Below are 13,027 nucleotides of genomic sequence, written 5' to 3' on the forward strand. Positions count from 1 at the left end.
CTTAGCCCCAGAGCGCCGCCAATGGCGGGTACACTCCGGCATCATCAAAAGTCAGCGGGTTGTCGCGGTCTTCGGCCAACAGAAGTGGTCCGTCAAGGTCCGTTACCATCGCACCCTGCGCCAGCAATGTCGCAGGGGCCATCGCCAAAGAGCTGCCGACCATACAGCCGACCATGATGTCATAGCCTTCAGCAATCGCCGCTTTGCGCAGCTCTAGCGCTTCGGTCAGACCTCCGGTCTTGTCGAGCTTGATGTTGATCACATCATATTTGCCCTTCAGTTTGGGCAGGCTGGCACGATCATGGCAGGATTCGTCGGCGCATACGGGAACCGGGCGCTCCATCCCGATCAGCGCGTCATCGTCACCGGCGGGCAGAGGTTGCTCGACCAAGGCCACACCCAGGCGCACAAGATGTGGCGCAAGATCGGTGTAAACGGCGGCGGACCAACCTTCATTTGCGTCCACGATGATCGTCGCATCCGGTGCGCCTGCGCGAACGGCTTCAAGTCGGGGCATGTCATCCGGCGTGCCCAGTTTGATCTTTAAAAGCGGGCGATGTGCATTCGCAGCCGCCTGCGCCTGCATCACCTCGGCGGTGTCCAACGACAATGTATAGGCCGTGATTTCGGGGCCAGGCTGAGGCAGCCCAGCCAGATTCCAGACGCGTTTACCGGAACGCTTGGCCTCAAGATCCCACAGCGCACAATCTACGGCATTCCGTGCAGCGCCCGCAGGCAATAAGTCCATCAGTTGCACTCGGTCGAAACTGTCGGGCAATCCGGCAATTTCAGCCTCGACCGAATCCAGTGTTTCACCATAACGCGCATAGGGCACACATTCGCCCCAGCCCTGATACTGGCCGTCAGAAATGCGTACAGTCAGAACCTTGGCCTCGGTCCGTGACCCACGTGAAATTGTAAAGACCTGAGCCAGCCTGAATACATCGCGAGAGACGTCAATTTGCATAACATACCTTTTCCTGGCAGAGCCGCCCGGATTTTCCAATTTAGATCCGGGCCGGCGGGACCAGACCGCTTTATACTGCTGCCAGCGCGTCGACCAGCTTGCCTGCACCAAAACGGAACGGGTCCGTCGCGGGCAGCCCCATGTCGGCTTCGACCTGTGCCAGATAGGCGGATGCGTCTGCTTCGCTCATATGCTGCGTGTTGACCGAAACACCGATGACCTGGCACTCAGGATTGGCAACCTTGGCCAGCGCCAGCGCCGTGTCCCGCAGAGCCTGCAAAGATGGCAAACTATAGGTCGGCAGACCGCGCATATGCTCCCGGGTGGGTTCATGGGACAGGATCAACGCGTCCGGTTGACCGCCATGGATCAACGCCATTGTCACACCAGAATATGACACATGAAACAGTGACCCTTGCCCTTCGATCAAATCCCAGTGGTCGTCATCATTGTCGGGTGTCAGCCATTCGACCGATCCCGCCATGAAATCTGCGATCACCGCGTCCAGCGGTACACCGTCACCGGTGATCAGAATGCCAGTCTGGCCAGTAGCTCGGAAGGTCGACTTCATGCCACGCTTGCGCATCTCGGCATCCATGGCCATCGCGGTGTACATCTTGCCAACCGAACAATCGGTGCCCACGGCAAGACAGCGCTTACCTTTACGTTTGATGCCGTTGGCGATTGGATAGTCGACCGACGGAACCCGCACATCATGCAGCTTGCGGCCTGTTGCTTCGGCGACTGCGACTAGATCGGGTTCATCACACAAAAGGTTGTGCAGGCCCGAGGCCAGGTCGAAACCTTCCTCCAGCGCCATGACCAGCACCTTTTTCCATTCCTGACTGATCACACCACCACGATTGGCCACGCCGATGACCAAAGTCTTGGCCCCGGCCTCTTTGGCCTTAGCCAAGGACATGTCGGTCAGGCCCAGATCGGCTTTACAGCCCTCCATCCGGTATTGACCCACGGCGTTTTCCGGACGCCAGTCCTTGATTCCAACGGCAACCTTGGCCGCCAGCTGGTCGGGCGCATCGCCCAAAAACAACAGATACGGTGTCTCGATCATTGCGGTGCACTCCTTTGATTCTGGCGCAGGCTATGGGACGGGCAAGGCGAGTGTTTCTCGATTTCGCCCAGCATCGCTGGGTCCCGCAGGAAAATTTCGCGCAAATATCGTAGCTTGCGCAAAATTCTTTCAAGTTTTTAAAGCGATTAAACTTTAATCACCAGAGACACGGCGCATTGCGGCGAATGCTGCGACTGCATTGCCGCAGATGCACAAACGTGCTTGCGGAGACCTGCGCAATTTAATACCTCATAAGACAACAAAATCGCAATTTCCTTTCCTGCACGAGGTCCAGATGAGCTTTCGCATTCAACCCGCCGCCCCCGCGCGCCCTAACCGTTGTCAGTTGTTCGGCCCCGGGTCGAACACCAAGCTCTTCCCCAAGATGGCGGCCTCTGCGGCGGATGTGATCAATCTTGACCTTGAGGATTCGGTTGCACCATCTGACAAGGATACAGCGCGTGCCAATGTCATCGAGGCGCTGAACACCCTCGATTGGAGCACTAAATACATGTCCGTACGAGTCAACGGGCTGGATACGCCTTACTGGTACCGCGATGTCGTAGATGTGATGGAGCAGGCCGGAGATCGACTGGACCAGATCATGATCCCCAAGGTCGGTTGTGCGGCGGATGTCTATGCGGTGGACGCGCTGGTCACCGCCATCGAACGCGCAAAAGGCCGTACCAAACCAATCAGCTTTGAGGTCATCATCGAATCCGCAGCTGGCCTCGCCCATGTCGAAGAAATCGCTGCCTCGTCCCCCCGGATGCAAGCCATGAGCCTTGGGGCCGCCGACTTTGCGGCCTCGATGGGCATGCAGACAACTGGCATCGGCGGCACGCAGGAAAATTATTACATGCTGCGCGAAGGTGAAAAACACTGGTCCGACCCGTGGCACTGGGCGCAGGCCGCCATCGTTGCCGCCTGCCGCACCCATGGCGTGCTGCCGGTGGATGGACCGTTCGGCGATTTCAGCGATGACGAAGGCTATATCGCGCAGGCCAAACGTTCTGCCACTTTGGGCATGGTCGGCAAATGGGCAATCCACCCCAAACAGATCGCGCTGGCCAACCAGGTCTTCACCCCCTCGGACGAGGCGGTGTCAGAGGCCCGCGAAATCTTGGCCGCCATGGAGCAAGCCAAGGCCAATGGCGAAGGTGCGACGGTCTACAAAGGGCGTCTGGTCGATATCGCCTCGATCAAACAGGCCGAGGTGATCGTGGCCCAGGCCGAATTGATCGCTGCCAATAGCTAAAAGTAGAAAGGCGCCTCACCGGGCGCCTTTTTCTTACCGTCCGAAGACATCATTGGGTGTCCAGGTGAACCTTTCGCCCTTTTTACCAGATTTCATCATCAGACAGGATGTTCCGAGCTTCTGGAAATAGATGATCTTGAGCGCGTACCACCCTGCTTTGGGCACATCGACTTCGGTCCGCTGATTGGCCTCGCAGCCCTGAATGCCCGAGACTTGTCCAATGTTCTGGCCTCCGACGAATGCCTCTATCCCGTCATTTGACCACGTTTCCAACTCGTAGATTCCAGCAGAGTCGAACCGCATGTACCCCGTAATCTCGGCGGCGACATTGTAAGCGCCGTCAAACGTCATGACGTCCTGACCCTTACTGGTGTCCCTGTAATCCAAGCCCCGCAACGGTTGTCCGGGCTGCGCTTTAGACAGCATGCTTTTTGCATGGCTCAGATCTCGGATCTTCTTGTGTTGATTGCCAGTGCCAAAGTAATTCACATTCAATCCCGCCTTGGGGCTGGGCTGTGGGTTGGCAGGTTGCAGTTTTAACGGAGCTGCAAAAGATGCACCCGCAATCATCACCAAAGTTGCGACCAGTGCTCCGGTCCGAACAAGTTTCATCGTCTTCTCCCTGAATACGACCGGTTGGGGTTGTCCCCATTTTTGGTCAATTCTTTGGCAAGACAGTAAAACGTGAATCCAACTCCGGCAAGTCGGTACAGAATCATCTTTCCAATGTCAGGCCCGCATATCCTTGGGCGAGCCCATGACAACATAGGACGTGATCGACGTGACATGGGGCAAAGTCCCCAGAACTTCGGTGTGAAAAGTTTTGTAAGACGACAGATCTGCACATTCCACGCGCAACAGGTATTCGATCGTGCCGGTGATGTTATGGCACTCCACCACTTCAGGCGCGCGCTGCAATGCACGCTCGAACCCTTCCTGAGCGGCCTTTGTATGTTCGCCCAGCCCCACGCCAATATAGGCGACAAAGCCGATGCCCAGCGCAGGTGGGTTCAATACAGCACGATAGCCCGAGATCACGCCCGCGCGCTCTAATTCCTGAACACGGCGCAAACAGGCCGAGGCTGACAGCCCGACCCGATCGGCCAATTCAAGGTTGCTTATCCGCCCATCACGCGTCAGCTCACGCAATATATGGCGATTTATTCCATCCAACTTGATCATTAATTGCAGAATTACCGCAATAGCCAGCGCAAACGCAATTTCATTTGGGCGGAATCTATCAATTATCTGCGCTATGAACCCTGAATTGCTATTTGCCCTCGTCACCTTTGCCTTCGTCTCGTCGATCACGCCGGGACCCAATAACCTGATGCTGATGGCCTCGGGCGCGAATTTCGGGTTTCGACGCACAATCCCACATATGTTCGGAATCGGGTTGGGCTTTACAGTCATGGTCCTTCTGGTCGGAACGGGGCTGGTACAGGTGTTTGATGCCTATCCGATCAGCTATACCGTGTTGAAAGCGGCTTCAGTCGCATACCTGCTGTATCTGGCATGGAAAATTGCGCATTCGGCCCCAGCCGAAGCGGGCGCCTCTGCTGGTACGCCGATGACGTTTCTACAGGCCGCCGCCTTCCAATGGGTCAACCCAAAGGCCTGGGCCATGGCCCTGACCGCAACAACCGCCTACACGCCCGACCGCACCTTGAACGCCATCGTCATTGTCGCGATTGTTTTCGGCGCAATCAATTTGCCCTCGGTCAGCACGTGGACGGTGCTTGGGCAGCAAATGGCGCGAGTACTCACGAATCCGCGCCGGTTGATGCTGTTCAACTGGGTGATGGCGGGGCTGCTAGTCGCGTCGCTCTACCCTGTTCTGTGGTCGGGGTAAGAGCGTATACAGACCTGCAACTGCTTGACGAATGCCGGCACCCTTGCCAACCCTTCAGATCTTGCTGAGTTGCATCCGACGCGACGTCAGGCCATATAGCAGAGAACTTCCGCGTTAAGAGGCGTCATGACCCAGTATTTGGAATTCGAAAAACCCTTGGCCGAGATCGAAGGAAAGGCCGAGGAACTGCGTGCACTGGCGCGCGCCAATGAAGAGATGGATGTGGCCGCAGAGGCCGCCGCTTTGGACGCCAAGGCTGAAAAGCTGTTGGACGAACTCTATGCCGATCTGACGCCATGGAGAAAATGTCAGGTCGCTCGTCACCCTGGACGTCCCCATTGCAAAGACTACGTGGAAGATCTGTTCACCGAATTCACACCTCTGGCAGGCGATCGGAATTTTGCTGACGACCTGGCCGTGATCGGCGGTCTGGCGCGGTTCAACGATCAACCTGTTATGGTGATCGGCCACGAAAAGGGCAGCGACACCAAATCGCGCATCGAACGCAATTTCGGAATGGCTCGCCCCGAAGGGTATCGCAAGGCTGTCCGACTGATGGAGATGGCAGGACGCTTTGGACTGCCGGTTATCACCTTGATCGACACGGCTGGCGCCTATCCCGGCAAAGGCGCCGAAGAGCGCGGCCAGTCCGAGGCGATTGCCCGCTCGACCGAAATGTGCCTGAAGATCGGCGTCCCGTTGGTCTCGGTCATCATCGGCGAAGGTGGATCAGGCGGTGCGGTGGCTTTTGCAACGGCAAACCGTGTCGCGATGCTGGAACATTCGGTCTATTCGGTCATTTCACCCGAAGGCTGCGCCTCGATCCTGTGGAAGGACTCCGAGAAAATGCGCGAAGCAGCCGAAGCGTTGCGGCTGACCGCGCAAGACCTGCACAAGCTGGGCGTTTGCGACCGGATCATTTCGGAACCCAAAGGCGGCGCACATCGTGATCGCGCCGCGACCGTGGACTCCGTGCGGGATGCAATTACGGCGATGCTCAAGGATCTGGACGGCAAGGATTCTGCCGCCCTGATCAGAGATCGTCGTCAAAAATTCCTCGACATCGGCTCAAAAGGGCTGGCAGCGTAACCCTCCTCAGCCCCCCAACTGCCTCAGCAGCGCAACTGAGGGCTCTCCGGTCGCGGGCAGCCCATTGGCCCGCTGGTACGCAGAAATCGCGGATGTCGTGTTTTTACCGACTACACCATCTGCGCCTTCGGTGTCGTACCCGGCGGATGTCAGGCGGCGCTGCAGCTCTTTGCGATCTTCAAGCGTCAGACCAGTCGCATCCGGTCCGAAAGAGGCCTGGAACGGCGCACCTCCGGCAATCCGGTCTGATAGATGCCCTACCCCGATCGCGTAGCTGTCCGAGTTATTGTACCGTTTGATCACCTGAAAATTGCGGAACACGGCGATGCGGGGCCCTGGCACCTGGGGTTGCAGCACAGCAACCGGCGTACCGGATACCGTCCCGGCCTCACCGCCCCAGGGCTGCCCACGCACCCAACCGGAACGCGCCAGATAAGCCGCCGTTGATGCCAGCGAATCCGTTGGATCGTCGGACCAGATATCGCGCCGTCCATCGCCGGTGAAATCCACCGCATAGGCCAGATAAGAGGTCGGGATGAACTGCGTGTGCCCCATGGCACCGGCCCAGCTACCTGTCATGTTGGCAGATGTCGTGTCACCGTTCTGCAGGATCTTCATCGCCGCTATCAGCTGGCTTTCAAAGAACTGCCCGCGCCGACCGTCATAGGCCAACGTCGACAGGGCCGATACAACAGGCACATCACCGCGCCGCGCACCATAGCGGCTTTCCAGCCCCCAAATCGCCACGACAACTTCTTTGTCGACGCCGTACTGCGCCTCGATCTGAGACAGCGTTCCCGCATGACGCACCAGCATTTGCTTGCCGGTCGCGATCCGTTCATCCGAGGTTGCAATCGCCAGGTAGTCTTCAAGCGACCTCTTGAACTCGACCTGATTTCGGTCCCGCTCGATCACTCCGGGCAGATATCCGGCGCCCTGGAAGGCGCGGTTAATTGTGCTTTGCGAAATCCCTTGTGCGGCCGCGCGGCTTTTGAAGCCCGCGACCCAGGCGTCCCAGCCCGCGTTCCGAACCGGTTGCATGCGCGCGGCCGGCGCCGAAGAAGGCACGCCATCCGTACAGGCAACCAACAAGCCGGAGCCCAGCCCAAGGGAAAATAACCGTCGATCAATCATGGTTGAAAACTGCTCTTATTGTGATTTCTCACAGCCTAGCGCAGAGAAATCGCCGGGGCCAGAACAGCGATACCGAACCGGGCGATTTCGGCAGCTTCGGCAACAAGCCGCTTAGCTGACCAGCATCCGCAGGCCCTGTGTAACATCCGAGCGAACCGCAAGGCGCAAACCCGGCTCATCCCCGGCCTTTAGCGCCGCAATTATCAGCTTGTGGTGATGCGGTGGTTCCGTTCGCCGCAGCCGCCCATAAAGCGCGCGCATCGTCGGCCCAAGCTGCAACCATACGGTTTCGGCAATCGCCAGCATCGCAGGGGCCTGCGCCCGCAGATACAGAGTTCGGTGAAACTCCAGATTGGTGCGAATATATCCAACGGCATCACGTTTGGTGACCATCTCGGCCACCGTCATGTTGATGCTCTGCAATCGGTCAATCAGGGCAATATGCGCACGCGGCAATGCCCGGCTGGCCAGCTCGACCTCAAGCAAAGCCCGCAGCGCGGCCAACTCCTCGATCCGGTCATTGGTCAACTCAGGCGTAGAAACGCGGCCCGAGGAAGACAGAAACAACGCCCCTTCAGCCGCAAGCCGACGCACCGCCTCTCGGGCCGGTGTCATTGAGACACCAAACTCTTTGCCAATTCCCCGTAAGGTCAGCGCCTGACCGGGGGCGATGTCGCCATGCATGATGCGGGATCGCAGGGCCCGGTACACCCGGTCATGCGTTGCGGTCTGCGTTTCCGAGGGGCGTGTGTTCAACATGTCTCTATGTGATCACAAACACCGCACAGGTCAACTCGCAGGCGTGTCAAATCTGTACTGGTGCAGCTGCGCCCCGTTGTCGCGCAGCCAGCGCCGCTGTTCTTTGTAATCTCCGAATAACCACTCGACCTGGGCCCAAAAGGCTGGGGAATGGTTCATCTCGGCCAGATGCGCCACCTCATGTGCGGCAACATAATGCAGGACGTCTGGTGGAGCGAGAATCAGCCGCCAGGAAAACATCAACCCACCCTCAGAACTGCATGATCCCCAGCGCGATCGGGTATCCCGAATAGAGATGCTGGCATAAGCCCTACCCAACATCGCTGCGTAGTCATCACATGCGCCGGTCAGCCGGTCGCGTGCCAGTTCTTTCAAAAAGCGCGCCAAACGTCGCGCTTCAGCGCCTTCAGGTACTGAAATCTGATCCGCCTGCAACAGAACGCGTCGGCCCGTTGCCCGGACAATGCGCCGTTGGGTGCCCTCAACAGGAATATGCTGCCCAAATTGAACCACCGAGGGGTCTGGCCGATCACTCAGGTGCTGCCGAATCCAGCTTTCTTTTTGGCGGGCAAAGTTCAACGCATCGGATTCAGCAACGCCATTTGGATAGGTCAGTGTAACACGCCCGTCCAACTGGGATATACGCAGACTGATCCGCCGTGCCCGCGCCGATTTGCGCAATGTCAGCGGCACCGGAGGCGATCCTGGCAGTGCGTGATCTCCCATAGGTCTGTTTCTCCTGCTCAAAGGCTTTGACAGTGCCCGCTGCTTGTGGCACCTGACCTGAATCGTCGATACGACTCACCTGATATCAAGGGGATTGGACATGCCCAAGGAAGAATGGGGTGTAAAGCGCGTTTGCCCGACCACCGGTAAACGGTTTTATGACCTGAACAAAGACCCGATCGTTAGCCCTTATACCGGCGAGATCGTGGAACTCGAAACCGGCAAAAGCCGGATGATCGCAGCAGATGCAGAAGATGCCGCATCGGCCAAGGCGCGCGAAAACGCGCCCGAGGAAGAACTGGTTCTGGATGACGACGACGAAGTCGAAGTCGATCTGGATGATGATTTGCTGGATGACGATGATGACAGCAGTGATGAAGTTCCGCTGGACGACATCACTGACATTCCAGCAGAGGACGATAGCTGATCACGGTTAGAGGCGGCCTCGCGCCGCCTCGCGCCATTTGCAATCTGGTTGCAAAATTTTAACGGCGACGCCTGTTTTTGGACTTGCGCTTAGCGCCACTGTCTCATAAACGTCCGCCCACTGCTTCTGCAGTACCTGTATGGGGCCTTAGCTCAGTTGGGAGAGCGCTTGCATGGCATGCAAGAGGTCAGGGGTTCGACTCCCCTAGGCTCCACCAAAACCTAGTTCAGATAATTTGCGTCACTTAAGAATCTGAATGGAAAAGATAATTCACCGGTTCGAAGATCCGATTTGGAAGAGTAACTTCCCTTCTGAACAAATAGCATTCTAAGCAGCGCTCTCTTGCCCCTATAGTCGCTTTTTTTCCATACTTTCCAAGATTTTGACAGAATTTCGGCGACCGGTTCGAACATCTCTTCAAAATTCCTTTGCGGAACTTCGAAATCTTCCAACTTCCGCTTGAGCTCTTCCTGCTTCATCGTCTGTCTGGCTACAGGAATGGCAACCCACACGTTGCGGACTTTTCCGCCGCTCCACCCATGATTGATAATATCTGGTCTGTAGCACATTGCGACAATAGTGACGTGTGCTTGTTTCAAGTTTCAATCCTGGCCGCTTTGACCGGATTGGGCCGTATAGTAAGGAATCTTGGAATTGCGGCCTGATCCAGGCAATATTGCCAAATCAAAGCGGTCTCAATCGAGTGCTGCGCCCACCCCAGAGTTTGATGCGGTAATGTTTACCGCTGTCAACTCAGCCAAGGATGGGCGAGACAGACATCCCCTAACCCAATACTGCTGTAACCGCGCGCAGAGTTGCCGCGACGACGGTATCAGCTTCTTCACGACTCAGGCAAAACGGTGGCGCGAAGCCCAAGATGTCGCCTTGCGGCATAGCTCGTGCGATGACCTTATCCTGTGCCAAAAGAGCGGCTGAGACTTGCGGGCCGATCTTGTCCGCGGAGTCAAAGAAGGTGCGGCTATCTTTATCCTTCACGAACTCGACCGCGCACAACATTCCTTCGCCGCGCACATCGCCGACATTGGCGTGTGCTGACAGTGCATCCTTCATCGACTGCTTCAGATAAGCGCCGACTTTGCCTGCGTTTTCGATCAGGTTCAGATCATCAATCAATTTGAGGTTTGCCACACCGGCCGCGGCCCCGATCGGGTGTGCCGAATAGGTCCAGCCGTGGCCGATGGCGCCGTTTTCATCTGTGCCCTGTTCCAGCACCTTCCAAACTTTTTCCGAAACAATCGAACCTGACAGCGGTGCGTAGGCCGAGGTGAGGCCTTTGGCGATGGTGATGATATCGGATTCCAAGCCGTAATGCTCAGAGCCGAACATGCTGCCCAGGCGGCCAAACCCGGTCACAACTTCATCGGCAACCAACAGGATGTCATGCTTGCGCAATACGGTCTGGATCGCGGCCCAGTAGCCTTCGGGCGGGGGCACGATACCACCGGTTCCCAGCACCGGCTCGCCAATAAACGCGGCGATTGTATCAGCGCCTTCACGTTCAATCAGCGCCTCCAGTTCAGTAACGCAATGCGCGACGAATTCGGCTTCGCTTTGGTCCAGATTATCGCGGCGGAAATAATAGGGCGCTTCGGTATGAACCACCTGCGTGAGCGGCAGATCGAACTTTTTGTGGAATAGTTCCAGCCCAGTCAGCGACCCGGTGACAAGGCCCGAGCCATGATACCCGCGCCAGCGCGAGATGATCTTTTTCTTTTCGGGGCGACCCAGGATATTGTTGTAATACCATATTAATTTGACGTTGGTCTCATTTGCATCTGAACCGCCCAGGCCGAAATAGACCTTGGACATGTTCGAAGGCGCGCGATCAAGGATCATCTTGGACAGAGTGATGGAGGCTTCTGTGCCATGGCCTACGTAGGAATGATAATAGGCCAACTCGCGGGCTTGATCCGCAATCGCTTCGGCAACTTCCTGACGGCCATAGCCCACATTCACGCAATAAAGTCCTGCAAAGGCGTCCAGCAATTTGGTACCATCACGGTCTTCGATATGGACCCCGCTTGCGGTTTTGATCACACGGGTCGCTGTTTCGCCCCGCGCGTGCTGGGCCAGATGAGTGGAGGGATGGAAAAAGTTCTCGCGGTCCCATTGGTCAAGTTGATCGTTCTTCAGCATCTTTTCACTCCTCATGCCCAGTCGCGGCAGACATATTTGATTTCGGTAAACTCTTCCATTCCCCGTCTTGCCCCCTCACGGCCCAGACCGGATTGTTTGGTGCCGCCAAAGGGGATCGGCGCGCCGGTGACCTTGGTGCGATTCACCGCCACCATGCCAAATTGCAATGCACGAGATACGCGGTAAATACGGCGTGGGTCATGGCTGTGCAGATACGCAACCAAACCGTATTCAGTGTCATTGGCCCGGGCGATCACCTCTTCTTCGGTATCAAAGGGCGCAATGGCCGCCACAGGGCCAAATGTTTCCTCTGACATAAGCACGGCATCGGCGGGCACGTCGGTCAGAACCGTGGGCTGATAAAACAGCGGGCCGAGAAGATCCCTTGCACCTCCGCACGCCAGTTTGGCCCCCTTGGCCAGCGCATCGGCGACATGTTCTTCCTGCTTTTGAACCGCCTTTTCATTCATCAGAGGGCCGATATCGGGGTCATCCATACCGATGCCAAGGGACAGCCTGCGGGTCGCTTCGGTGAACTGCGAGCAGAATGCGTCATAAATTGAGCGCTCCACAAATATCCGATTGGCGCCAAGACAGTCCTGCCCGGATGTGGCGAATTTGGCCTTGATCGTTTCAGAAACCGCAATTTCAAGATCGGCCCCTTTGAACACAATCACCGGTGCATGCCCGCCTAGTTCCATTACAAGTTTTTTCACTGTGTCGGCGGACTGACGGTAAAGTAACCGTCCGATTTCGGTGGAGCCTGTAAACGAGAGTGCCCGAACACGGGTGTCTTTCGTCCAAGGTTCGACCACGGTCGAGGCCTGGCCGGTGACCACGTTGAACACGCCCGCCGGAATACCCGCCTTTTCCGCCAGTTCAGCCAACGCGAGGGCCGAAAACGGGGTTTCACCTGAGGGGTGAGCCACAACCGTACATCCCACTGCCATGGCTGCTGCTGCTTTGCGGGTCAGCATGGCAGCAGGGAAATTCCACGGTGTGATCATTGCCACCACCCCGACCGGCTCTAGCCAAACCTCGACCTCGGCATCGGGCAGATGGCTGGTGACGCCTTCAATATTGGGTCGCTTGGCCTCTTCGGCGTAGAATTCTACAAAAGACGCAGCATAATCAATTTCACCGCGCGCCTCGGACAGGGGCTTGCCCTGTTCCAGTACCATGATCCGTGCCAGATCTTCTTTGTGGTGCAGCATCAGGTCGAACCAACGGCGCAGAATGGCGGATCGGTCTTGTGGCAAGAGGCCCGACCAGGTCGGAAAGGCAGCTTGTGCCGCATCCACGGCGGCAGAGGATTCCTCTGCCGAAAGGCTGGCGGCCTCACCGATAACATCGCCAGTTGCCGGATCGGTGACGCGGATGGTGTAACCCGACGAAGCTGCACACCATTTACCATTCACATAGGAAAAACTGCGCGCCAAAGATTTGTCAGCAATATCATCGCGCGCAGAAAGTGCAGTGTCTTTCATGGATACCTCTCCCTCGATGCCCGACAATGTCGGGCATTACAGGCAAAGGATGAGACCAAATTTCAGGGCCAAAGCAGAGTATTCTACTGTCAACCATCT

General features: G+C 57.0%; 14 protein-coding genes and 1 tRNA gene. 5 read left to right on the forward strand and 10 right to left on the reverse strand.

Annotated features, from left to right (window positions below; genetic code table 11):
* Nucleotide 1: 1 nt before the first annotated feature.
* The gene (gene dgcA / locus AC2FHX_RS08555; RefSeq protein ID WP_496701193.1) at nt 2-967 is read right to left on the reverse strand and encodes an N-acetyl-D-Glu racemase DgcA; all 966 of its coding nucleotides are present in this window, start codon (nt 965-967) and stop codon (nt 2-4) included.
* A 70-nt stretch (nt 968-1,037) separates the two neighbouring features.
* Complete coding sequence (gene dgcN / locus AC2FHX_RS08560; RefSeq protein ID WP_271950080.1) at nt 1,038-2,039, reverse strand: N-acetyltransferase DgcN; 1,002 nt, start codon at nt 2,037-2,039, stop codon at nt 1,038-1,040.
* Between the two features lie 295 nt (nt 2,040-2,334).
* On the opposite strand from dgcN, the gene AC2FHX_RS08565 reads away from it, so the two are divergent.
* Nucleotides 2,335-3,297 carry an L-malyl-CoA/beta-methylmalyl-CoA lyase gene (locus AC2FHX_RS08565; RefSeq protein ID WP_496701195.1) on the forward strand — a complete coding sequence of 321 codons (963 nt, stop codon included), beginning with the start codon at nt 2,335-2,337 and terminating at the stop codon, nt 3,295-3,297.
* Between the two features lie 33 nt (nt 3,298-3,330).
* Here AC2FHX_RS08565 and AC2FHX_RS08570 read toward each other — a convergent pair whose 3' ends face one another.
* The gene (locus AC2FHX_RS08570; protein WP_142637891.1) at nt 3,331-3,909 is read right to left on the reverse strand and encodes a PA14 domain-containing protein; all 579 of its coding nucleotides are present in this window, start codon (nt 3,907-3,909) and stop codon (nt 3,331-3,333) included.
* A gap of 117 nt (nt 3,910-4,026) precedes the next feature.
* A complete protein-coding gene (locus AC2FHX_RS08575; RefSeq protein WP_142637889.1) occupies nt 4,027-4,479 on the reverse strand; it encodes an Lrp/AsnC family transcriptional regulator in 453 nt (150 codons plus the stop codon).
* A 73-nt stretch (nt 4,480-4,552) separates the two neighbouring features.
* On the opposite strand from AC2FHX_RS08575, the gene AC2FHX_RS08580 reads away from it, so the two are divergent.
* Both AC2FHX_RS08580 and AC2FHX_RS08585 read left to right on the forward strand, forming a co-directional pair.
* Entirely contained in the window at nt 4,553-5,149 is a 597-nt protein-coding gene (locus AC2FHX_RS08580) for a LysE family translocator (RefSeq protein ID WP_496701198.1), read from the forward strand.
* A 126-nt stretch (nt 5,150-5,275) separates the two neighbouring features.
* On the forward strand, nt 5,276-6,238 hold the full coding sequence (locus tag AC2FHX_RS08585) for an acetyl-CoA carboxylase carboxyltransferase subunit alpha (protein WP_142637885.1): 963 nt from the start codon (nt 5,276-5,278) through the stop codon (nt 6,236-6,238).
* Between the two features lie 6 nt (nt 6,239-6,244).
* Here the strand turns inward: AC2FHX_RS08585 and AC2FHX_RS08590 are convergent, their stop codons facing one another.
* The 3 genes from AC2FHX_RS08590 to AC2FHX_RS08600 form a co-directional block, all read right to left on the reverse strand.
* Nucleotides 6,245-7,372 (reverse strand): lytic murein transglycosylase, encoded by a 1,128-nt coding sequence (locus AC2FHX_RS08590; RefSeq protein WP_496693023.1) that lies wholly within the window; start codon nt 7,370-7,372, stop codon nt 6,245-6,247.
* Nucleotides 7,373-7,483: 111 nt separating this feature from the next.
* A complete protein-coding gene (locus tag AC2FHX_RS08595) occupies nt 7,484-8,131 on the reverse strand; it encodes a GntR family transcriptional regulator (RefSeq protein WP_271950069.1) in 648 nt (215 codons plus the stop codon).
* 30 nt (nt 8,132-8,161) lie between these two features.
* Entirely contained in the window at nt 8,162-8,857 is a 696-nt protein-coding gene (locus AC2FHX_RS08600) for a M48 family metallopeptidase (protein WP_496701200.1), read from the reverse strand.
* Between the two features lie 100 nt (nt 8,858-8,957).
* Between AC2FHX_RS08600 and AC2FHX_RS08605 the strand changes: the two genes are divergently transcribed.
* Complete coding sequence (locus AC2FHX_RS08605; protein ID WP_496693020.1) at nt 8,958-9,284, forward strand: TIGR02300 family protein; 327 nt, start codon at nt 8,958-8,960, stop codon at nt 9,282-9,284.
* A gap of 141 nt (nt 9,285-9,425) precedes the next feature.
* Nucleotides 9,426-9,501 (forward strand) — tRNA-Ala (locus AC2FHX_RS08610).
* Nucleotides 9,502-9,505: 4 nt separating this feature from the next.
* Here AC2FHX_RS08610 and AC2FHX_RS08615 read toward each other — a convergent pair.
* The 3 genes from AC2FHX_RS08615 to AC2FHX_RS08625 all read right to left on the reverse strand — a co-directional run bounded on the left by AC2FHX_RS08615 (nt 9,506) and on the right by AC2FHX_RS08625 (nt 12,928).
* Nucleotides 9,506-9,883 carry a hypothetical protein gene (locus AC2FHX_RS08615; protein WP_496701202.1) on the reverse strand — a complete coding sequence of 126 codons (378 nt, stop codon included), beginning with the start codon at nt 9,881-9,883 and terminating at the stop codon, nt 9,506-9,508.
* A gap of 184 nt (nt 9,884-10,067) precedes the next feature.
* Nucleotides 10,068-11,441, reverse strand: coding sequence for an aspartate aminotransferase family protein (locus tag AC2FHX_RS08620; protein ID WP_496701204.1), 1,374 nt, complete (start codon nt 11,439-11,441; stop codon nt 10,068-10,070).
* A gap of 11 nt (nt 11,442-11,452) precedes the next feature.
* Nucleotides 11,453-12,928, reverse strand: a complete 1,476-nt coding sequence (locus AC2FHX_RS08625; protein ID WP_496701205.1) for an NAD-dependent succinate-semialdehyde dehydrogenase — start codon at nt 12,926-12,928, stop codon at nt 11,453-11,455.
* Between the last annotated feature and the right edge of the window lie 99 nt (nt 12,929-13,027).

It is taken from the genome of Ruegeria sp. CDSC042, from assembly GCF_059610745.1.